Annotated in this window: 16 protein-coding genes; 3 read left to right on the forward strand and 13 right to left on the reverse strand. The window is 49.9% G+C overall.

Translation table 11 applies throughout. The annotated features are described in order from the left end of the window. On the forward strand, positions 1–734 hold a 734-nt coding region (locus AAF564_11535; GenBank protein ID MEM8486173.1), incomplete at its 5' end, for a hypothetical protein. 209 nt (positions 735–943) lie between these two features. Here AAF564_11535 and AAF564_11540 read toward each other — a convergent pair. Beyond that, positions 944–2,629 (reverse strand): M1 family metallopeptidase, encoded by a 1,686-nt coding sequence (locus AAF564_11540; protein MEM8486174.1) that lies wholly within the window; start codon positions 2,627–2,629, stop codon positions 944–946. 202 nt (positions 2,630–2,831) lie between these two features. Here AAF564_11540 and AAF564_11545 point away from each other — a divergent pair, with 202 nt between their 5' ends. Then, a complete protein-coding gene (locus tag AAF564_11545; GenBank protein MEM8486175.1) occupies positions 2,832–3,764 on the forward strand; it encodes an alpha/beta fold hydrolase in 933 nt (310 codons plus the stop codon). A gap of 17 nt (positions 3,765–3,781) precedes the next feature. Here the strand turns inward: AAF564_11545 and AAF564_11550 are convergent, their stop codons facing one another. The 8 genes from AAF564_11550 to pgsA form a co-directional block, all read right to left on the reverse strand. Next, on the reverse strand, positions 3,782–5,755 hold the full coding sequence (locus tag AAF564_11550) for a thiamine pyrophosphate-dependent enzyme (GenBank protein ID MEM8486176.1): 1,974 nt from the start codon (positions 5,753–5,755) through the stop codon (positions 3,782–3,784). 16 nt (positions 5,756–5,771) lie between these two features. Further along, positions 5,772–7,907, reverse strand: coding sequence for a 3-hydroxyacyl-CoA dehydrogenase NAD-binding domain-containing protein (locus AAF564_11555; GenBank protein ID MEM8486177.1), 2,136 nt, complete (start codon positions 7,905–7,907; stop codon positions 5,772–5,774). 51 nt (positions 7,908–7,958) lie between these two features. Beyond that, a complete protein-coding gene (locus tag AAF564_11560; protein MEM8486178.1) occupies positions 7,959–9,245 on the reverse strand; it encodes an acetyl-CoA C-acyltransferase in 1,287 nt (428 codons plus the stop codon). Between the two features lie 264 nt (positions 9,246–9,509). Then, positions 9,510–10,577 carry a recombinase RecA gene (gene recA, locus AAF564_11565; GenBank protein ID MEM8486179.1) on the reverse strand — a complete coding sequence of 356 codons (1,068 nt, stop codon included), beginning with the start codon at positions 10,575–10,577 and terminating at the stop codon, positions 9,510–9,512. A 307-nt stretch (positions 10,578–10,884) separates the two neighbouring features. Further along, the gene (locus AAF564_11570) at positions 10,885–12,510 is read right to left on the reverse strand and encodes a tetratricopeptide repeat protein (protein MEM8486180.1); all 1,626 of its coding nucleotides are present in this window, start codon (positions 12,508–12,510) and stop codon (positions 10,885–10,887) included. After that, positions 12,507–13,766, reverse strand: a complete 1,260-nt coding sequence (locus AAF564_11575; protein MEM8486181.1) for a competence/damage-inducible protein A — start codon at positions 13,764–13,766, stop codon at positions 12,507–12,509. The genes AAF564_11570 and AAF564_11575 overlap by 4 nt, the downstream gene beginning before the upstream one ends. Before the next feature lie 47 nt (positions 13,767–13,813). Beyond that, on the reverse strand, positions 13,814–14,476 hold the full coding sequence (gene pyrE / locus AAF564_11580) for an orotate phosphoribosyltransferase (protein ID MEM8486182.1): 663 nt from the start codon (positions 14,474–14,476) through the stop codon (positions 13,814–13,816). A gap of 34 nt (positions 14,477–14,510) precedes the next feature. Next, complete coding sequence (gene pgsA, locus AAF564_11585; GenBank protein MEM8486183.1) at positions 14,511–15,110, reverse strand: CDP-diacylglycerol--glycerol-3-phosphate 3-phosphatidyltransferase; 600 nt, start codon at positions 15,108–15,110, stop codon at positions 14,511–14,513. A 369-nt stretch (positions 15,111–15,479) separates the two neighbouring features. Between pgsA and dnaK the strand changes: the two genes are divergently transcribed. Continuing rightward, on the forward strand, positions 15,480–17,402 hold the full coding sequence (gene dnaK, locus AAF564_11590) for a molecular chaperone DnaK (protein ID MEM8486184.1): 1,923 nt from the start codon (positions 15,480–15,482) through the stop codon (positions 17,400–17,402). Between the two features lie 210 nt (positions 17,403–17,612). Here the strand turns inward: dnaK and AAF564_11595 are convergent, their stop codons facing one another. The 4 genes from AAF564_11595 to AAF564_11610 all read right to left on the reverse strand — a co-directional run bounded on the left by AAF564_11595 (position 17,613) and on the right by AAF564_11610 (position 23,536). Then, positions 17,613–18,113 (reverse strand): hypothetical protein, encoded by a 501-nt coding sequence (locus AAF564_11595; GenBank protein ID MEM8486185.1) that lies wholly within the window; start codon positions 18,111–18,113, stop codon positions 17,613–17,615. 13 nt (positions 18,114–18,126) lie between these two features. Beyond that, positions 18,127–19,548 (reverse strand): hypothetical protein, encoded by a 1,422-nt coding sequence (locus AAF564_11600; GenBank protein MEM8486186.1) that lies wholly within the window; start codon positions 19,546–19,548, stop codon positions 18,127–18,129. Between the two features lie 216 nt (positions 19,549–19,764). Further along, entirely contained in the window at positions 19,765–20,418 is a 654-nt protein-coding gene (locus AAF564_11605) for a response regulator transcription factor (GenBank protein ID MEM8486187.1), read from the reverse strand. A 70-nt stretch (positions 20,419–20,488) separates the two neighbouring features. Further along, a complete protein-coding gene (locus AAF564_11610; protein MEM8486188.1) occupies positions 20,489–23,536 on the reverse strand; it encodes a two-component regulator propeller domain-containing protein in 3,048 nt (1,015 codons plus the stop codon). Positions 23,537–23,551: the final 15 nt, after the last annotated feature.

Here is a 23,551-nt window from a genome sequence, read left to right on the forward strand (position 1 = left end):
CGCTTGCTGAAGCCGGCAACTACCTCATGCACGTACACGAGGAGCGCCGCAAAGCTGAAGAAATCCGCAAGAAACTGGAAGAAGCGGCCCAGGTTGTTAGCCAGGTTGCAACACTTCGCCACACTTCAGATCCAGAGGTGCTGAGCAGCGTGTCTGCATCCGTTGCCGAGATGACCGCTGAACTCGAAGCCAAAAATCTGGAAGCAGCTGAGAATCTGCTTAGTGGTGAACATCCCATGACGATGCTGGCGGCCTATGCGCGACATCGCGATACCCTCAGTGACACAGAGTACGACAGCTTTCGCGAAACCATCCAGGCACACTATGGCCGTGCCCTCCTCCGCGATATCGACCGTGGTCGGGTTACACTTGATACAGAAGAAACCATCGAGCATACCATCGAACTCACCACGGAGCCAGCACCAGAGCAACCAGCCGCGCATGATAGTACCTTCGAAACGGTAGACGACGGCCTCGAAGAAGAAGTAACTTCGCCGATCGAATTTGACGAGATGGCAGAAATTGAAATCGATGAAGAACTGCTGGAAGAAACCAACATCGACGTAAACAACGAGGACATGCCGCCGCTTTACGCGGAGTATGACGCCGGCGAAGGAGAAGACACCTTGCTGCCTTTCCTCGAAGGTGACGGCATGCAGTTTGAAAACAACGAAATGCCGGAAGCCACCGTTAACGGTGAAGAACCAGAAGACCAGGACAAAGACGACGCGTAGTGTAATTTGCTAAATCTTTTCAGATTTAGTGGGTTGAAGGTTGCTGGTTTAAGGTTGCTGGTTTTGCTTAGCTATCCCTGAAAATGCAAAACAAAGGTTGAGGGATTAGTCTGCCGTTTTCGTATTTCCTTGCTTCAGTTCTCGGCACTCGAAAATCGGTATTAAACACTACCCTAATTCGTATTCATTGGGACTGGGCAGCGTTTCCTTTAGCGCTGCCCAAACTTCCATTTGGCCAATAGGCGGACTTCAGGGTCGATAATCACGTTTGCCACGGGTTTATCCACCATACGATCATACATGATTGCACCATCACCTGTTGATTGCAGGATTGTCTGGTCGGTTGAGCCATCTGCGTATACAATTTCAAACTCCACCGGCAGCTCGAACGCATAGTTGTCCTGCACTTGCGCTATTTGAATGCGCAGTTTCCCATCACTGTACAACCAGCTCCCGTTCAGACTGGGTATCCCTCCCTGGTACAACCATTGTCCGAGAAATTGCCGAAGGTCTAAACCAGACACCTCCTCCATGTGCCGGCGAAAGTCGGCTGTATGCGCTGTGCTATTGATGAATTCGGCATAATATGCCCGCACGCCGGCGTTGTAAGTATCACGTCCCATCATTTCCCGCAGCATGTGAAGGGTCCAGGCTCCTTTTTGGTAAATCATTGAGCCAGACACTTTATCCAAATCCGGCAACTCATCTCTGATTATCTGGAAATCGTAGTCTTTTTCATAATAGGCTATCACCCGTTCACGCGCATCTCTGAGGCCGGCGATGAAATCATCTTTGCCATACGCGTATTCACGAAAAACCAGGGTATAGAAAGTGGCAAACCCTTCACTCAACCACAGATGATTCCAGTCGTATTCGGTGACAGCATTGCCAAACCACTGATGCGCAATTTCGTGGATGATAACGTGCTGCCAACGCTTGTCACGATTGCCGGTAACAGAATTATCTCCATAGAACACCGAAGAAGCTGCCTCCATTCCCCCTCCTACAGAATTGGACTGGATGTTCGCCAGCTTTTCGTACACAAAAGGACCAATGAGATCAGAAAAGAAGGCAAGCGACTGCTTGGTTGGTACAGCAAAATCATAAAAGCCGGCATCACGATCCTGGCGGTACACCCAGGTCTGAATCGACTTCCCCTCGAAGGTATCCACATACTGTACCGCAAACTCAGCCGCCCCAAGCGCAAATAACCACGTTGAAATGGGAACGCTGTTGTGCCAGTGTGTTAGGCGCTTGCCTTCAGGTAAATCAGTTTCTTCTACAAGCAATCCATTTGACACAACTTGCAAATGATTTGGTGCCGTAACCACAAACGCACTGGTTGCTTTGTCATACGGATGGTCTACCGTTGCAAGCCAATGTCGCGCGCGCGAGGACCAGTTGTCACTGAAAAACGTGAAATCGCCGTGTTTATTGGGCCCGACGATGAGTCCTTTTGCCGGCACGCCTTGATATTTCACTGCCACCCGGATCAGCTCCCCTGCTTCAATCTCTCGGCCCAGATCGATGAATACCTGGTCATCTCGATGTGCAAATTTCAGGGGACCATCTGCCCACGTAACGGACGCCACCTCCATTCCTTTGTCAGGCGCTGCATCAGAGGCCCCTATCAAATCAAGCCTTAATTCGTTTTGTCCACCTGCCGTGTACCGCGCGTCTATCGTTGCTACCACCTCGATGCTTTCTGAATTATCCTCAAGGGAAATAGCAAACGTGTAGTGCAGTATATTAATGTGCTCGTTTTTCGGGTAGGCGTCTGCCACACGGTCATACGGCATTTCTTGTCCCATCACCGGTACAACAAGGAGCATGGCACATAGGAAAACCAGGGAGACCATCATCAGGCATTTGGCGCGTGCAGCTGGTGCTGTCATAAAGCAAATAGAGGTCAGTTAGATGCAGGTTCGTGGACAGTATACTAAAAAAGCGGCTTGAGTGGTTGTTTTGGAAACAGTGTAGAAGATGCCAAACAGCTCGATTAACAGCCCCTAATGGTAGTAAATACAGTATGTTGATCCATCCCCCTATTTTTCAGATCTTGTAGGCAAGACATCCAGACACAAACAGCAGGAAAACATGGGGCAAACGGGGAGAGATCACGAGTGGTTTGATTACTACAACACCTTCGCTTATGTGGCTGCTGATGGCGTGCGGGACGGTTCACATCCGCAGGTTTTTGAGCATGACCAGCCAGCAGATAAAGCCATCATTCTGGTTCACGGCCTGACCGACTCCCCACATTTCATGCGTGCCATTGCCGATTTTTTTCATAGCCAACTCGGTTATGATGTTTACCTGCCCCTTTTGCGTGGCCATGGATTAAGAAAACCAGCCGGCATGACGAAGGTGCGCCTGAAAGACTGGAAAGCAAACATTGCCTTTGCTCTTGAAAAGGCAAGCACCCGAACGAACCACATCTCGATTGGCGGCCTCTCAGCTGGCGGAGCGCTAAGTTTTTACACAGCAGCAACCGACAACAGGATTACCGGCTCCGTTTACCTCTTCTCTGCTGCGCTTGACATTGCTGGGGGTATTGGCGGGCTTTGGGGAGAAGTTGCAGAACGCCTGCTCCGCACCCCGGTCGCGCGCGTCCTCGAACGTTTGGAGCAAAACAAGCCTCTGATCAATGCCAATCCGTTTCGGTATGCGCGAATGGATAAAGGAGGCGCCATTCAGTTGGGCCGACTCATCAAAGATACCGACCGTATTATGGCCGGCTACAACCAGCAAAAAGCTCCTTTTCCGAAGCGGATTTTCGCTGCCCATTCAGAAGGTGATCACGCGGCCCATATCGACGGAATCAAGGCACTATTCGACATTGCAGACCCAGAAAAGTGCACCCTGTTTACCATTCCCAAAGCCGTTTCACATGCAAGCGTGGTGTTAAAAGAGCCCATTTATGCTGCAAACTGCGCACCTGAAGATCCGCCGCTGGAAGAAGCAAATCCCTTATTCGACGAAATGATGGCAGCCCTTGCCGCTTTTGAAAAAGAAGAGCAATTTGCTTAAGATCAAACCGCTACTTTTTAAATCAGCAACGGATCAGCCATAACTTCAACCAGGCTCGGGCCATTGTGCGACAGCGCGCTTGCCAATGCATCTTCCAGGTCTTCAGGCCGCTCAACCCGGATGCCCTGTGCACCACATAACGCAGCATATTTTGAGAAGTCTGGATTGTGCAATGCCGTCTGCCACACATCCCATTCCCCAGCGCGTTGCTCCTTGGAAATTTTGCCTAGCTCTGCATTGTTCAGCAATACGTGGGTGATGTTCATCCCGTACTTTACCGCAGTTGTGAGCTCCGCAAGGTATTGACCAAAACCGCCATCACCGGAAACCGACACAACAGACCGGCCGGCAAACGGCGATCCCGCTTGCTGCGTAGCAGCCCAGGCGCCCATCGCCGCAGGGAATGAAAATCCAATCGACCCCAAATACCCTGACATCAGAATCGCTTGCTGGTTGCATTCAAAATACCGGCCAAATGAGTAGGTATTGTTACCCACATCAACAGCAATGATCGCATCATCCGGGACTTGTTTTGTGAGCGCCGCAAAAATAACCGCAGAGTTGATCCCTTCTCCTCTGCTATCTAACAAACGCCGATTTTTCTCTTCACGCCAGATATCCCACCGTTCAGCAATTTCAGGCACCTGATCTACTACGCCAAGCGACGCTTCTTCGATATTGTGCCGGAGCAGCTGTACCGTAACCCCGATCTCCCCCCAAAGCGGCACATCAATGCTGTGAAATCGCCCCAAAGCCATCGCATCAAAATCAATTTGAATCGTTGGGATTTTAGGGGTAATCCCGGTGTGATTGCTGAAGCTAGCGCCCATGACGAGCAATACATCAGCTTCGTTCATGAAGTAACTGGCAATCGGTGTCCCGCTTCGTCCGAGTACACCACAGCCCTGTGGGTGGCTGTCTGAAATCAAGCCTTTGCCTTTAAAGGTTGTGATAACCGGGCATTTAAGCACCTCAGCCAGTGCCATAATCTCAGGCATGTTGAACCTGCTGCCATGCCCAACAATAATGACTGGCCGTTTTGCGTTTTGCAGGAGGTCCAATGCTTCTGCCATCGCTTCAGCCGGAGGCGCAATGTGCTGTTGCGCAACGCGTCCATTGGGTTTACCTGCTTTTGCCTGCTCAGCTGCCGGCAAGGTCTGCACTTCATCCGGGAAGACCAGGTGTGATACCCCCCTGTTGATAATGGCACTTTTACACGCGAGGTTCATCAATTCAGCATGCCGACTTCCGTCGAGTACGGTCTGGCTCCATTGGGCAACTTTGCCATATGCAGCCATCAGATCCACCTCCTGGAACGCACCCGGCCCGAGTACCTGTGTATCTACCTGACCGGTGAGCGCGAGCACAGGTGATCGGTCTACATTTGCGTCCCACAACCCCGTTAGCAAGTTCGTTGCGCCCGGCCCAGCAATAGCCAAACATGCCGCGGGCCGGCCTGTGAGCTTCCCGTAAGCCGAAGCCGCAAACGCTGCGGCCCCTTCGTGGCGTATACCGTAATACGCCAGGTTACCTGCTTCTTCCTGCACCCGCAAGGCATCCGCAAGGCCGAGATTTGAGTGCCCCACCATGCCAAAAACAACACGAACACCCCAATTCACCATCGTTTCAGCCATCACATCGGTGACCGTTCTTACATGGGGCGCTTCTTCCAGCAAGCCAACATACACACCGTCTTCACGCACCTCAACCGGATACGTCTCAACCCCGTCATCAAAGCCCGGCGCTTTGCCATCGATAGGATCGTAGTCCCACCCGTGCCAGGGGCAACGTAGTAAACCATTTTCGATCGACCCCTCCCCAAGCGGTCCTCCCTGGTGCGGGCACCTGTTGTCCAGTGCACCATAATTCGTACCTACGCGGGTCATACACACTGTTTTGTGTGCACAGGTCACAGGCTTCACACGCCCTTCTGGCAATTCATTGGGCTCAAGAACTTTGTACCAGACAAGCGATTGGGTCTTCTCTTCCATTATTTAGCGATTGGGATTAAGTAGATGCGGGTGAATAAAATGTTGTGCCGGCGTGGAGTTGTTTGCGCAAGGTTTCAGCCGGCATATACCTGGGGCCATACTGATCGACCATGGACTCCATCTGTTTTATAATGTTGGCTGCACCGTACTGGTCAATGTATTTGAATGGGCCTGCGGTAAATGGCAGAAAGCCAATGCCAAAAACTGCGCCGAGGTCACCATCTCCAGGAGATTCAATGACACCTTCCTCCAGACAAAGAACAGCTTCGTTTAGCATCAACAACAGCAGGCGTTGCTGAATGTGCGAGCGCTCCATTTTTTTTGATCCTTTGCCTTTGAAAAATTGGTAGGCCGTTTCATCAGGCGTATCTCGTTTTCCGGTTTTTGGGTGATAGCGGTAAAATCCTTTTTTATTCTTTTTACCCAGCCGGCCGGCTTCGAACATTTTGACCACGCTATGGCTGATATCAAACCCTTCGCGTCCTTCGACAATTTTCTCGCTGCTATGCACTACGTGCGCGGCAATATCAAGTCCCACCTGATCGAACAGGGTGATTGGCCCAACCGGGAACCCTAATTTGCGCATGGCTTTATCGATTGCCACCATCCCTACACCTTCATCCAGTAACAACAGCGCTTCATTCATGTAGGGCGCAAGAATCCTATTTACATAGAACCCTGGACTGTCGTTCACAACAATGCAGGTTTTGCCCTGTGCTACGCCAAGCGCATAACAGGTATCAATGACCCAGGGTGCCGTCTGCGGCGTTTTGACAATCTCCAGCAGCGGCATTTTGGGCACCGGAGAAAAGTAGTGCATCCCAATGACCAGTTCCGGGCTTTTCGCGTGGCCGGCCATTTCTGTAATCGATAACGAAGAGGTATTAGATGCAATAATAACATCAGGTTTACCATGCGCCTGTATGTCATCGATGATCTTTTTCTTGATGGCCATTTTTTCGACTACGGCTTCCACGACAAGATCAACATGCCCAAAATTGTCATACGTCAGTTGTCCATGCAGGCGCCCCATCATCAACTCGGATTCCACCTTGGTTATGGAGCGATATTTAACCTTCTTGGCAATGCCTTTCCACATCTGCTTTTTTGCGCCAGTCAAGACGTCTTCATTGATGTCTTTAAGCAGGACATCATAGCCATTTGTGATGCTGACTTCCGCAATTCCGCTTCCCATGAATCCACCGCCAATGACCGCAAGTTTGTCTACAGCTTGAGCGTTATCACTTGATCGAGCTTTTTTATTGGCTGTCATTGCAAAAAAGAGATGACGCATCGCTGCACTCTCTGGCGTAAGCATCAGCGTTTCAAAAAGCTCCAATTCTTTTTTGTAGCCCGCTTTGATGCCGGCTTTATACCCGGTTTCTACGCAATCAATGATGGCCGGCACTGCCGGGTAATTACCCTGCGACTGTTTGTACGCTTGCTTACGCGCCTGGCTAAACAAAATTGAACGACCTAAGCCAGTATCTTCGAGTACCCTGTTAAACAGTGATTTTTTATGCTTCCGCTGAAATGGCTTCTCAAGCATCCGCCTCGCCAGCATAGTTGCTGCCTGGTGCAATTTGTGGCGATCTGTGAGCTCGTCGACGAGGCCCATTTTCTTTGCCTGATATGCATAGATATTTTTACCCGTCAACATCATATCCAGGGCGCGCTGGATTCCCACCAACCGGGGCAATCGCTGTGTACCACCACCACCGGGCAAGAGCCCAAGCCGAACTTCAGGCAACGCAAACTTGGTAGCAGGGTCTTTCGCTGCGATGCGGGCATGACAAGCCAGTGCTAACTCAGTCCCGAGGCCCATACATGCACCATGAATTGCCGCAATCACTGGCTTTTTACTTGTTGCCATGCGACCCAGGGAAGCATGGCCTTTCTCCTGTGCTGGCCTGAAATCTCCCTTTTTCTCGATAGCAAAAGACTTGATGTCAGCACCGGCTATGAAATTGTCTTTGCGACTGATGATAATGCCGGCACGGGCGTCCGGATCTGCTTCAAAGTCAGCAAAAACACGGTCCAGGATCTCTATGATCTCAGGCGAAACGATGTTTTGCGATTCCAGCTTATGGTCCAGCCAAAACGTAGTAATACCGTCTTTGTGCTCTGTCTCGATAAAATCTTCTATGCGCATGGCGTTGGGTGGCTTTCAACACTAGTAGTACAGCAATCAGCAGTATGCAGATCAAGAGGCATAACGCTTGACGATCATGGCATGACCATGGGCGCCGGCAGCGCAGGCAGCAAGTAAACCGTACGTGCCTTGCTCTTTGATGAGCCGGTTTGCAGTGGTTGTGAGGATACGTGACCCGGTAGCGCCGAAGGGATGCCCGATAGACAACGAGCCACCCCAGAGGTTAAACTTATCCATGTTTACCTCACCGACAGCTGTTTTGCGCCCCAAATGGGTTTGCGCAAAGGTATCAGACGATAGTGCCGCCATGTTGGAAAGGATCTGTCCTGCAAACGCTTCGTGAAACTCGATCACATCAAACTGCTCAAGCTTCATTTTTGCACGTTTCAACGCTTCTGAAACCGCGAACGTTGGACCAAGCAACAGCTCATCGTTCAAATCCTGCCCCGTAAAGGCGTAGTCGACAATTTCTGCTTTTGGTGTTAACCCAAGGGCCTTTGCTTTCTTTTCAGACATCAGCAACGATACAGCTGCCCCGTCTGTGAGAAAAGACGAATTTGCAGCAGTCAGGGTGCCAAATTTTCTATCAAAAGCAGGACGAAGTCGTTTGACTTTTTCGAGTGTTGAGTCCCCACGGATACCGTTGTCTGCTGCAATAGATTTAAATCGCGGCGGCAGCGCCACGTCCACCATTTCTTCCTGTAAGTGCCCGGCTTCTTGTGCCGCAGCTGCTAATTGATGCGATCGCACGGCATAAGCATCCTGGGCTTCTCGAGAAATCTCAAAGCGCGCAGCCATGATGTCGCAATCTTGCCCCATGACCCTGTTTGTAGTGTATTCAGCAACCTTGGGGCGCTCGGGGAAGAAGTCTGCCGGCCTGAGTGAGAAAACGAATTTCAACGTATCGCCAATGCCGCGCAATTTTTGCGCTTTGAACAGCTTGTTACGCATGGCTTTACGAAACTGAATCGGTGTATCAGATGTGCTATCGACGCCGCCAGCTATCACTACGTCTGCTCGGCCAGCCATGATTTCCAGGTACCCATCAGCAATGGCCCGGTTGGCAGAGATGCACGCCTGAGAAACGGTGTGGCAAGGTGTTGTATTCGGGATTCCTGCAGTGAGCGCGCTTTCCCGGGCAACATTCGGCGTTTTAATATTAGAGATCACAGCGCCAAGCACAACCCGATCAACTACAGCCGGATCGAGTCCTGTTTTAGTGAGTAGCCCTTTAATGGCGAAGCCGCCGAGCTGATACGACATCAAATCCAGGTAGTTGGTGCCGGCGCGCAGGAAGGGCGTACGACAACCATCAATCACAACTACTTTTCTTGGCATACCTGTTTTCGGTTAAAGGTTGCTGGTTTAAGGTTGAAAGTGCTTTGCTCTACCTTGAACTGTGAACGCGGAACCATGCATGCACAGCCCCTCACCCATTTTCTTGTTTGTTCTATGTTGTTAACAAAACAGGGTGAGGGTTACACCAGGGTTTGCCGGGTGCTTATTAGAACATATGTAGCGTGCGGCACCTGAAGTTAATAAAAAAGCCGCCTCGATGCGTCGAAGCGGCTCTTGTAAAATTTAGCTGTTGTACACGGAAGATCAACCTTCTCCCGCAACGGCTTTTGCTTTTCCGTTGACAGGCGGCATAGGCTGCTCTTCTGGTGGCGCCGGCTCCATGCCAAGGATCTGTTTGACGCGGGTTTTGATTTCCGCCCGTTGCTTCTCAGATTCTTTGAGCCAGGTTTTGGTTGCATCTCTACCTTGCCCGATTTTCTGATCACCGTAAGAATACCAGGAGCCACTTTTCTGAATGATATCGTTGTCAACAGCGAGGTCGATCAATTCTCCCAGCGAAGAAATGCCTTCACCAAAGATGATATCAAATTCAACCTGGCGGAAAGGTGGTGCAACTTTGTTTTTCACAACTTTGACGCGGGTTCGGTTACCAACAACGTCGGTACCGTCTTTAATTGCGCCGATGCGCCGAATGTCCATACGCACGGAGGAGTAGAACTTGAGGGCGCGGCCACCAGTTGTCGTTTCAGGGTTACCAAACATCACCCCGATTTTCTCACGAATCTGGTTAATGAAAATCAGCACCGTTTTGGTACGGTTGATTGTACCCGTCAATTTACGCATTGCCTGACTCATCAGGCGGGCATGCAAGCCCATTGCGCTGTCGCCCATGTCGCCTTCCAGCTCTGACTGGGTCACAAGTGCAGCAACGGAGTCAATAACAACAACGTCAAGCGCACCACTGCGAACAAGCATATCACAAATATTGAGTGCTTGCTCACCGGCGTCTGGCTGTGATACCAGCAGGTTGTCTACATCAACACCAAGTTTCTCAGCGTACGTTGCGTCAAATGCATGCTCAGCATCAATAAAAGCACAGGTCCCCCCAATGCGTTGGGCCTCAGCAATGATATGTGTGGCAAGGGTGGTTTTACCTGAAGATTCAGGGCCAAAGATCTCGATGATGCGGCCGCGGGGCACGCCCCCTATACCAAGGGCAGAATCCAGGGCAAGCGAGCCTGTTGGCACGCATTCAATGGTAGCAATGGGCGCATCACCCAGGCGCATAATAGAGCCTTTGCCAAACTGCTTTTCGATTTGTTTAACGGCTAAATCAAGCGCCTTTTGCTTCGGGGATTCGTTTCCTGACATGTTTTTATACGAAAGTTAGCTATTTAAATTCTTCTATACGGTCCTGTATATGTGGTCCCGCGTGTATGTCGGGAAGGCCAGCTCAGGCCCTTTTCTGTAAACTAAACCAGCTGGGTGACATCTCTATGTCATACCCTGAAAAGTTAGTACACTTCCGTTCTTTTTTGCCTGATTGTTGGTACGCCAAAAGAAGTGCACGCATAGTTTAACATCTTTTACACATATATGCAAGTTTGGGTCCGATTATTTTAAAACAATCTACAGTACTAGACGCAGCAGCGCGGTATCACATACCGCCACGTATGGCCTAAAATCGAGAACTACGGATCCAGGTATCAGCGCGGGCCCAGGCGAGTTTAAAGGCCTCGTAAACCTTATCAGCTTCGGGATCGCTTTGCGCCTCAAGCGCCTGTGCAAGTCCAAGCAGCGACCAGCCGTTGTTGGGGTGATCTTCCAGTGCTGCGCGGTACACAGCTTCTGCGTCTGCCGGCTGCCCCATATCCAGATACAGCGCACCCAGCCAGTGCCGCGCTGAAAAATTTAGTGGCTCCGGCTCGTCGTAGCGCAAGCTATCTTCCAATGCTAAAGCTTGCTCGTAAACCGCCACAGCCTGTGCAGCTTGCCCTTGTACTACCAGTATTTCTGCTTTCAATATTCCACCCGTCACACCGAGCAATTCTGCTGCGCTGTGTCCTCGAAAGGTTTTATCAGCTGGCGTTTCACGCGCAGTCTTCTCTACGCGCGCCAGATGTTGCCTTGCCTTTTTGAGGTTACCCGTTCGCAAGTGCGCATATCCTTTTGAAAAATCCCACAGCCCGCGAAAGATTTCGCGCTTCGGCCGGCATTCGAGTGCCAGCAATTCATCAAAACGGCCAAAGCGCAACAGCGTCAAAGCCTCGTAAAAATTACCCCCATCGATAATTTTCGAATAGTCGCGTGCAGCCTGATTCGCCAGCCCTCCCTGCCCGTCCATTGAAGCAGCAAACAAAAGCATGTGGAGGTTATGAGACGGATAAATGGCAAATCCTTCGTCGATTTCTGCTTTTAAGTCAGAATGCCACGCCTGTATGTTGGCACGCACCGCATCCCCCCATCGACCAATTCTGTTGTAGGTGTGAGAAGGCATGTGGTTGATATGGCTGGCACCAGGTATTGCATCACCGAGGTACTCAGCACAAGCTTCTGCCTTGCCGGGCTTGGTGGTCGACTCGGTTGCATGGATGTACAGGTGACAGGCCCCAGGGTGCTTGATGTCACGCGCAAGTACTTCTTCGAGCACCTGATGAATGGCCTGCACATCCGGGTCGTCGATGCTCCAGCGGCCGCGACGGGGCTCGAGCAACATCAGCGATTCTGCATACAGGGTACCTATATCTGTATCGCCAGGGTATTCAGCGTACGCCTCCGCGAGGGCGGCTGCGTAGAGGGTGTCGCGATCGGTGCGATCTTCATCGTCGTGCTCCGGTGCATAACGAATCAGCATGGCGTCGATTAGCGCGTGTTCTACGGGAGAAGCTGCATCTGCCGCCAGTGTTTTGGCCTGTTGGATAGCTTTGTAGGCCGCCGGCGCGTTTTCTCCCCGCATCTTGCCATTGAGATACGGCCCAAGCGACCAGGCTTCTCCCCAAAAACACATGGCACAAGCGTCATCATGCGTTTGGGCCTCGCGAAACGTCGCCGGCGCCTCTCCCGATGCAAAGGCATACATCATTTGAAAACCCTGGTTCACATACTGCTGTGCGACCGGAGAGTTGGTTGTTACGGATCTATTGAACGTCCCCAAAGCAGCTTCATAGATGGGCACGGGTTCATCAGCGCCATCTGTTGCAGCAGGCGGTGTTGTTGCGGCACCCGTTGAACCACAGGCTGCCAGCAGGCCTACCAGGCAGAGGCTACAAATGACATTTAACACGAACAACTGCTTTTCTTTCATGATAGCTTACGGTTACTAATCTGGTTCAACGCATACCAAAGGGTGTTCAGGGCATAAGAGGATGCATACTTCTTGTTGCGGATGCGGTCTTTCTGGGTGAGCACGCAGCGCGCACGCGTGCTGTGCTGGTCGGCAAATCCGATCCATACGGTGCCAACCGGTTTCTCCTTGCTCCCACCAGACGGGCCCATTATGCCCGTCACCGAGACACCGATGTCTGTTGCCAGCAGCCGGCGCACCCCCTCAGCCATCTGCAAGGCAGCCTGTTCACTCACAGCGCCGTGTTTATCCAGCACGTCTTCCTCTACCCCAAGAATGCGGTGCTTAACATCGTTGCTGTATGCGACCACACCCCCTTTAAAATAAGCAGATGCCCCGCTGATGTTGGTCAGCCGATCTCCGATCAATCCGCCTGTACAACTCTCAGCGACGGCGACCGTTTGGTGCGTGGCCACCAGCAACTGGCCGATGCGGCGCTCAAGCATGTCCTCATCAGTCCCATAAATATGCTGCTTGATGCGCGCTCTTACCAGGTTCTCCATGGCTTCCAACTGCCGGCCGGCCTCATCCCAGGAATCGCTATAGGCCATCAGCCGTAACCGGACACCGCCAATTTGCGGCAGATACGCCAGTTTTTGATCTGGACCAAGCCACTGGCTTGCATCCCCCAGCCGTTCCTGCAGATCCGACTCCCCGATGCCAGCTGTAAGAATGGTGCGCTGGGCAAGCGGACGTATGCGCTGGTCGGTGGTGACCCGCGGAATTACGTGTTCGCGCATCAAAGTGCGCATTTCATGGGGCACGCCAGGCAGCGCGCACAACTTGACCTGCTCGCCTTCGAACCAGAGTCCCGGGGCCGTGCCCACCTGATTGGGCAGCACCTCACACCCAGCCGGCACCATGGCCTGCACAGCATTACGCGCCGGCATTTCTTTGCCTCTTCTCGAGAAGCGCTCACGTATGACTTCAACCACGGCATCATCTTGCGCAAGGCCAACACCCAAAAAGGCTGCAATGGCGTCGCGGGTAAGGTCGTCATGGGTTGGCCCGAGTCCACCGGTCATGATTACGAGGTCTGCATCGTCGACAGCGTATCGCAATTCTTCGACAATCAGGTCCAATTCATCGGGCACGGTAACCATCCGAACCACTTCGGCGCCGCGGATCACCATTTGTTCACCGAGCCAGGAGGCATTGGTATTCACAACCTGTCCGATCAACAGTTCGTCGCCGATGGTCATCAGGTGAACTTTCATGCAGCTTTGGGGGCAGTTTTATGTAAAAATAGCAATTTCTACTATGGTCAGGCCGGTGCTTGCTCGGACCACACTTTGGGGTCTTGTCGCCAGTTTTGCATGGTGCGTACCTGGTCTTCTTGCAAATGCCCCGTCTCGCTTGCGACCTGCAAAAGGGTATGAAAATTTGTGAGGGTATGACACGGCACATTTGCAGCGTTGAACACAGCTGCCGCGCCATCAAATCCGTACGAGAAGATCGCCAGTACACCTACGACGTTTGCGCCGGCGTCTTGCAACGCCTCAACGGCAGCCATAGACGACTTGCCGGTTGAAACGAGGTCTTCTATAACAAGCACATTTTGCCCTGCTGGCAGTGGCCCTTCGATCTGGTTTTGCCGGCCGTGCCCTTTCGCTTTGGATCGCACGTATATCATAGGGCAAGCAAGGGCGTGTGCCAGCCATGCAGCATGTGGGATGCCGGCGGTTGCTGTGCCGGCCAGTACATCGAAGTTGAATCCAGCGTTCGCGATTGCAGCAACAAAACCGGCAGTCACCTTGCCTCTGATTTCAGGATACCCCATAATCATCCGGTTGTCACAATAGATGGGAGATTTGAGTCCAGATGCCCATGTATACGGTGCATGTGGACTCAGAGATACGGCGCCAATCGACAGCAAGGCCCTGGCAATCTGTTCTTCAACCTGTTCTGCAGAGATCGTTTCAGCCATCAGCACTTGAGATGTTTTCAGTTCAACCGGACGCTCAGTTCTCGGAAGCATCGGTGGCGTTAAACAGGTACACAAAGCCTGTAATCAACGTAAAAGCCACGACAACCATCATGCTCCACCAGGGAATTTCGCTATCGAGGACCCAGTTGCCCACTTCCGACAAAACGCCCGTCATTTTACTCAAGGTAAGGACCAGCAACATGCCAATCAGAAATACCAGTTGCACGGTGGTTTTTGCCTTTGCCAAATGCATCGTTCGCAGGCTTCGGCCATTAGATTCATGCCAGGTACGCAGCCCCGTCACAAAAGCATCGCGCGCAGCAATGAGGGCAACAGCCCACCAGGGCACGAGTTGCGGCATGAGAACGGCAAAAGCAATGAACGTACCCAGTACCAGTATTTTATCCGCCAGGGGATCGAGGAATTTGCCCAGCCGGGTACCTTTCTGCAGCGTACGGGCCAGCTTCCCATCGTAGTAGTCTGTGATCGCCGCAATAATGAAGACAACAAGTGCCCCAAGATGCGCTTCAAAAGACTCCATAAATAGTAATACCAGAACAACAGGCGTGAGTATGATTCTACTCACTGTAATGGCATTGGGGACATTCATCATGTAGCTCGCTCTTCCATTCATTCAGCTATCGCAGGCATTAAAACGTGCGCTACAGTGTAACAAGCCAAACATTGGGCCACAACCATACTATGAAAAACTGTCCGAATTTATCACAGGCTTCATTTTTGGTAGATGAAATGCACCAACCGAAGCTTTCACAAGGCGTGCGGCACGGTCAATATGCCGCAATTCGACAGGCCTGACATTGCTGAAGTACGACAAAAAAGGCAAAGATTCTGGCGTTTTCTCGCAATTCTCTGCCAACGTGTCACACTTTTCACGATGGCACTGTTATTGATAATGCCTTCGGCATAAATATGCTTCACAAAGCAAACTGATTTTCATATAACATTTGGCCATTTCAAAACTGGCATAGACGTTACGCATAAGATGGGAAAAATTATTGGAATTGACTTGGGGACAACGAATTCGGTTGTTGCCGTAATGGAAGGCGGTGAACCCGTTGTTATTACAAATGCTGAAGGCGCACGCACGACCCCTTCAGTGGTTGCTTTTAAGTCAGATGGCGAGCGTCTTGTAGGCGCGCCAGCTAAAAGACAGGCAATTACAAACCCAACAAACACCATCTTCTCGATCAAACGCTTCATGGGTCGGATGCACGACGAAGTGTCGGAAGAAATGAAAACGGTCCCGTACGCAGTTGTGAAGGGTGATGGTGGCACGGCAAGGGTTGAAGTAAACGACCGCGTGTACACCCCGCAGGAAATTTCCTCTATGGTCCTGCAGAAATTGAAGCAGACCGCAGAAGATTACCTTGGTGAAAGTGTAACTGAAGCTGTTGTAACGGTGCCGGCATATTTTAATGATGCCCAGCGTAAAGCAACCAAAGAAGCCGGCGAAATTGCCGGCCTTACGATCCGTCGTATCATCAACGAGCCAACTGCAGCCGCCCTGGCTTATGGCCTCGACAAAAAAGATGAAGACCGGATCATTGCAGTATATGACCTTGGTGGCGGTACCTATGATATCTCCATCCTCGAACTTGGCGATGGTGTATTCGAAGTAAAAGCCACAAACGGCGACACACACCTTGGTGGTGACGACCTCGACCAGCGTTTGATTGACCATATCGCTGACGAGTTCAAAAACCTCGAAGGCATCGACCTTCGCAAAGATCCCATGGCCCTGCAGCGCCTCAAAGAAGCCGCTGAGAAAGCCAAAATTGAACTTTCAAGTGCTGCGCAGACCACAATCAACCTGCCGTTCATCACAGCAACGCAGGAAGGTCCGAAGCACTTGAACCTCGAACTTTCCCGCTCGAAATTTGAGCAACTGATCGACGACCTGATCGAGCGCACTATTCCACCGATGCAGGCTGCATTGAAAGACGCCGGCCTCAGCAAAGGTGAAATTGACGAAGTGATCATGGTAGGTGGTTCAACCCGCGTACCGCTTGTACAGCAGACCGTCGAGAAATTCTTTGGCAAAAAGCCAAACCGCTCCGTTAACCCGGATGAAGTGGTTGCTACCGGTGCAGCAGTTCAAGGTGGTGTACTCTCTGGTGATGTCAGCGACGTACTGCTCCTCGACGTAACCCCACTGAACCTGGGTATCGAAACACTTGGTGGCGTGATGACAGTGCTCATCCCGGCCAACACAACGATCCCAACCCGCAAAAGCGAAATTTTCTCTACGGCGTCTGACAACCAGCCGTCTGTAGAAATCCACGTATTGCAGGGTGATCGCGAAGTAGCTTCTGGTAACCGCACCATCGGCCGCTTTCACCTCGATGGCATTCCGCCGGCGCCACGTGGCGTTCCGCAGATTGAAGTAACCTTCGACATCGACGCTGACGGCATCCTGAGCGTGTCTGCCAAAGACAAAGCAACAGGCAAAGAGCAGTCGGTACGTATCGAAGCATCCAGCGGTTTGAGCAAGGATGAAATCGAAAAAATGCGAACGGATGCACGCGAACACGCGGCAGACGACAAGAAAAAGCGCGAAGAAGCAGAAAAAACCAACGCTGCCAGCGCGCTAATCTACACAACCGAGAAAAACCTCAAAGAGTACGGCGACAAAATCTCTTCAGAAAAACGCGCTAAAATCGATGGTGCACTGGAGCGGTTGAAGCAGGTACACAGCGAGGAAAACGCAACTGAAATCGAATCAGCCATGGACCAGCTCAATGAAGCGTGGGCCGCAGCAAGCGAAGACTTGCAGAAAGCCTACCAGGAAGCTGCCCAGGCTGAGGCAGGTGGCGACGGCGCCCCAGCCGGCGAAGGCGCACCAGTTGACGATGATGAAGTGAAAGACGTCGACTTCGAAGTAGTAGACGAGGAAGAAGAGAAGTAATTCTCGGCTGATCTGAAAATTAATAGCCCGGCACTCGCTTGAGTGCCGGGCTTTTTTGATTTACCACAATCGCCAGTTATCCGCGCACACAATCTCAAAGGCTAATGCCTTGGAGGTTATTTCCATATTCTTTTTATCCTCACTGGATCAATCAGCCCTCATTGGCACAGGCTAAGACGAAGCATATCTTGCGAAAACCTGGGAATTCCCTTAGCCCAAAACAACGCACACCGTGTTACTCTGCCGAATTGCCTTCTCACAAATGAAAACACCGCCGGCCATATTGGTAAACATGTTTTGATGCAACGCCCTTAACTCCTCCACTGTTGGCGAAGGATTGCCATGATCGTCTAAAAGGAGGGTCCGCAGAGGCTCTTCTATTGCTTGAGTCGAGGGTATATCCCAGTCTACAGCAATTAATTCATCAAAGATCGACCAATACTCAAAAAGAGCATTTTTCAATATTTCCGGATCTATAGATTTAATCGTCTTGGGCGTAAGCTCTACAAGCCACCCACAGTCCATAATAGCTTGCGCCATCGCCGGTGATAGCCGTGCATGGATATATTCGCCTAAAGCATTAGAACCACTAAAAATCCGTCCTGAACGCTGATTAACAAAGCAGAAAATATCGGTTGATTCGCGTATCATGCCAGGTTCCTCATAGCCTAACTCAAACGGATTAATCGATATATAGCTAAAAAGAGACATCTTGATTATGCGATCATGGGTGAGTTAAAAGACTACTTATTGCGCTGCAATCATCTAATCTAAACAAAACAGATCCTGATAAATCTGATAGCAATTGGAGAGGGACTGGAATGGTGGTTCCATTTGGCGCTGTAATATACAAGGGTGTCATATATTTTCTTTCAAAGAAATAGTCACCATCACTGCTTTTTTTAAATGTATAATGTACCCAGGAGATTCTTTTAGCAATCGAAATAGGTAGCAAATTGTTCAGCGGATAGCTCGTAAATGAAATGTCAGCATTATGTTGTGCTAAGCTTGCCGTTAGATAATGTGGTCCACCAACCTGTAGGCCGCCATCATAATTACTCCAGAAGCCCTCTAAGATGTTTAGATGATCTTCGGACTGCGATCGCTTAAATGCGCTAACGCTTTCTGAAAATTTACCTTCATAAATCAAATAAATATCGCCATTCGAATCTCGCCTTACACCATCAAATTCGCGGTCATAAGGATTCGTCGGATCGTTCTGTTCTAACTTAGAAATAGGCTCATTGATGGAGGTATATTTTCTAAACATTCCATCAAATATGTCTGATTGTTTTTTGTCATCATAGATCCCGCAGGCCTGCATTTTACTAGTCAACTCATACTTCTCCACATACTCTTCGTCGGTAAATCCACTACCATCGCCACTCCCATTGCCGCTCCCTCCACCATTGTCATCACAACCAAAGACACCACAGTCATCACCAGGATCCTCCCAATCATCCCATCCATCCCCTTCGTCAAAGAAAATTGGATCATCTCCACCTCCTCCATATGCGCAAATAGGCAAATCGGCATATCCATAGCAATCACACTCCTCATAGTAGACAATTTGCTCATCTGGCGTACAATCACTGCTTGACAGATTGAGGATTGCGGAAGATGATAATATCTCCTTGTTCCTCTTAAAACCGCGATGATCTACAAGGCGACCATCCAGTGTTGCAATCCATTCTCTGATCATCAAAATAGCATTAGGATCTCTAGGGATAAATGCAAAGAATATACTCTGCGGACTACTCAGTCTATTTCTCTTTAAAACATAGACATAGGGCATAATTTCGCCCTTAGCCTTTTCCTCAAGCCATTTAGGCACGAAAAAACTTCTATATCTATAGAAGTAAGCTTCACCTTCGCCCGATTTTGTACTTAAAAATCCAACATATCTTTCCCCTGTCGCCCCTTGATAATCTTTCATCAAAGCATAGAGACGATCATGCTCAGCTTGGGTAAGATTATAACTTCCTAAATGATTCTCGATTTCAAATGGGGGCGCTTTGAAAGTCTTTTTGGAATCTGTACTGGATATTGTCGGTACAGGCGATTCACCCAGGTAAGGAAAGTCTTCGACACTCGCCTGCATCTCAATGACTGGGATAGCATTTTGATCACAAGCAGAGGCTATCATAGCAATGATTACAAAGCACGAAGAAAGAAGATATAACCTTGATAAAGTCATAATTTCGTAACGTATTTTGGTATTTAGTAAACAAGGATCAAGTCCGTCATGCTTACATAGACACCATCATTTACAAAACATAACTTCTGCTTGCAGACCAATGCGAAATCAAAAAGCCCGGTACTCTTTTGAGTACCGGGCTTTTTGATTTGGACCTTAGATTATTCAGGCTCCATTACACAACCCATTCTTATATGCTACTGCAACGGCGGCCTGTGCAGATCGGACACCCAATTTCCGGTAGATATTCCTGAAGTGATTGTCAGCCGTTGCCTCACTGATGGAAAGCCGTTCTGCCACCTGCTTTTTGTTCATCCCGTTGCACATCAACAGAAGGACTTCCAGTTGCCGATTCGTCAAGCCAAATGTAGATACGTGTACTTCGTCTTTGAAGTGTGACCGCACATGCTGGGTAGCCTTTCCTACTACCAAAAACTCCCCATCAAGGCCAGCCCGAATTACTTTGAGCACTTTATCATGAGGCTCTCCTTTCACGAGATACCCAACAGCGCCGGCATTTAGCGCTTTTACCACACTTTTCTGATCATCCTGTAGTGTCATCATCACAACGGGTGTTTCTGGCAAGAACTCCCCCAGGGCGGTCAGTAACGCAACGCCATCCATTTCAGGTAACTGAATATCAAGCAACACCATATCCGGGACCGACTGGAATGCGAGCGACTTGAGGTGAGCTAACACCTCCTCAGCCGAAAGAAAATGTCGTGCTACCTTCAGGTCCGAGTTCCCATCTATGATATACGCGATCGACTCAGCGAAGGCTTCATCATCTTCTACGAGCCAAAGTAAACGGGATTGCATAAACGTAATTCTATGGATTCATTTCGCCAGCCCAAAGCTAGGGATTTACAATGACCTTGGCATGACGTAGTTACGCTATCCTTGTATTAAGCTGGACCATAGTGCCATCACCATTGCTTGAAAATGTCAGGTCACCTTTTATAGCCGTCGCCCTGCGTTTCATCGAACGCTGCCCTCTTCCAGTGCCTTTTTTTGCTCTCTGGAAGCCAACTCCATTATCGCGCAGCACCAAAGAAAAAGTCCGGCCACTTACCACAACATGTGCTTGTATTTCTGTCGCCTTGGCATGCCGTACTATATTAGTAACAGCTTCTTTGTAAAGCAGATATACGTTTCTACGCCACTCCATTTCTACTTCTGTTTCACAAGAGTCTACAGCCGATGAGAAGCTAACATCATGCTCAACACCTATTTGGTCCGTGAACTGCTCCATTCGATCAACCAGGTCACAAATTTTATCATGCGCAGCATCTACAATCCAAACAGAGTCTCGGAGGTCCCGAACCAGTTCTCTGGCATTTCTGGCTTGCCGGCTGAGTGCTTCAAAATCTCGTACGGACATTTCTTCTTTCTCACAAATATACCCCAGTGTCTGTGCGACTGCGCTTATTTTGCTCCCGATGTCGTCATGTAAATCATCAGCAATACGGTTGCGTGTCAATGCCTCCTGCAATACGCCATTGATTTTCATCTGCCTGTATCCTAGCCCAACAACGCCAGCGAGTAAACCAATGAGCAGGCCCCTGAACCACACCGACTGATGGTAAACCGGTGCGATCACGAAATCGAATTGCTCTACCTCACTCCAATAGCCATCATTGTTACTTCCAGCAACTTCGAAAGTATACACGCCGGGTTTGAGGCTCGTGAATTTTGCCTCGTTGATGCGCGTTGTTCGCCATGCATCATTCTGCCCCAATAGTCTGTATTTATATTCCCGCCGCCGAGAAGAACGGAGACTGAGGGTGGCAAATTCAAATACAATTGTGTTTTGAGGTCCGGGTCTAAAGCGCTGGCTTAGCGAGAGGGCTTGCGACTCTCCCTGCACAATAAATTTTTGAATGCGCAGCTCTGGCTTTTGGGTATTGAAAGACAAATTTGCAGGGTCTATGACCGCTACACCATCAATGGTTGCAACCCACAATCGTCCGTCGTTTGCTTTCAAAGCAGTCGATGGCCCTGAAATTAGCTCCGCATTGGGCATCCCGTCTTCTTCTGTAAAAATGCGATAAGGTAACTGCTTAAGAAGGCCGGCGTCCAGTGAGTCAAAACTAGTAGTACGAATGCGGAGCAAACCGCTGTCTGTCCCTATCCAGAGATGGCCATAATCATCTTCCAGTGTATAGTGAACGAGGTCTGTTGGCAGCCCATCCGTACTGGTATAGTTTGCAGAAAGATTTTCTTTTTTACGTATCAATCCCCCGCCCTCTGTTGCAAACCACAGGGCACCCTGTATGTCTTGCATTATGCTTTTTACATAAAGTGAATCCAAAGCCGGCATCCCCGAGCGCTTCCAGGTCCCATTCTCGGTACGTTTCACAGCACCGGATTCCGTTCCGGCCCACAGTGCTCCATCTTTGTCTTCGAATATAGCTTTTACCTTGAGTACACTATCAGGCCACACAGGCGTGTATTGGCCCGCGTCGAAAGCGAATAAATTCCTGAAGGTTGCTACCCAAATCTGGCCCCTACTGTCTTGTAATAAGTCTGAGGTGTACGTATCAGGCCAGGTATACTTGTGACTTGATACAACACGATCATCTCGAAGAATAGATAGGCCCTGATTGGTACCAACCAGCCAGGCACCATCGCTTCCTTGCTCGAAGGACATCACATGGTTGTAGAGCAGTCCATCTTCTTCTGTGATATAGGTCCACCGATGCTCCTTTAGCACCTGGATGCCATCCCCCCAAGCACCTACCCAAATGTTGTTATCTTTGTCTTCGCCGAGCGCAAATACCTGGCGGTCAGCAACACCTTCAAGGATAGTGTATACATCCATTTTACGCGGCACAATATGAAAGACACCCACATCGCTTGCTACCCAAATCCCTCCCTCTCGATCATGCCGAATATCATTTATTGCTCTAACGCCAAACTGCTGCAAACCGATAGATTTCCAATCTGTTTTTTCGGTCAACTCAAACAATCGCGTTTCAAAATCTGCAATCATCCAATTGCCAAAAACTCTTCCATCCGCCTCAAAAACGTTCCGTAGCGGAAAGTGTGAAGACCTATTCATCGGGTGCTTGTGAATTACCCTTGTCTCCCCATCGATTTGCCATACACCCTCTGGTTGATTAAACCAAAGGTACGTCGAATGGTTAATATTCAATGGTTTGAGGGCGACCTCAGAATGTCTCAGGTGTTTTAATTCACCCGCTTGATAGACATATATATCATGATCAGTTGCTACCAGCAATTCACCCTGTTTATTTATACTCATCGAGCGCAGCGGACCAGAAAGTTCAAATGGCGCCTGGAAAGCGCCTTCACGAAACTGCACCAAAACACCGTTTCCGGCCAACCAGAACGTTCCTGAAAGTGCAAGCTGGACTTGAAAAGAGTTGTTGTTTATGAATGCGGCTGGTAGCTCAATTTCTGTTATATCCTGCAAGTGCCGCACAAGGTGAACGGTTGAATCGCCAAAAATTGCAACACGCTTCTCGGGAAAACAAAAATGCTGGTTATAATGCGCCGGATGGTATTCAACGACTTGTGCCGGCTCAAAAGGAAAGTTGAATACATACAGGCCTTTCCCTTTTTTGCCACCTGTATCAAACCAAATTGCCCCAGACTGATCTTCACAGACAAGCGTAATGTTATTTGCGTGATTCCACCCGACAGTATTTGAAGCATTGTACGTGATTATCCGCTCGCCATCAAAGCGACTCAAACCATGGGTAGATGCAGACCACAGGTATCCTGAGGAAGACGGGTAAACAAGTGATGCATAATTACCCGGGAGTCCGTTCTTGGTCGAATACTGGTTAACCATGAACCGACTTGGTTCAACCGGATTGCTTTGCCGTACAGGCTGCGCGAATGCTTCTGTGCTTAAGGAAAGTAGATATAAACAAGCGAGCAGCAATACGGTGCCAGGAGTGGTGCTACGCAATGTAATTCCAATTGT

The organism is Bacteroidota bacterium (genome assembly GCA_039111535.1).
In the GTDB taxonomy this organism is placed as follows: domain Bacteria; phylum Bacteroidota; class Rhodothermia; order Rhodothermales; family JAHQVL01; genus JBCCIM01.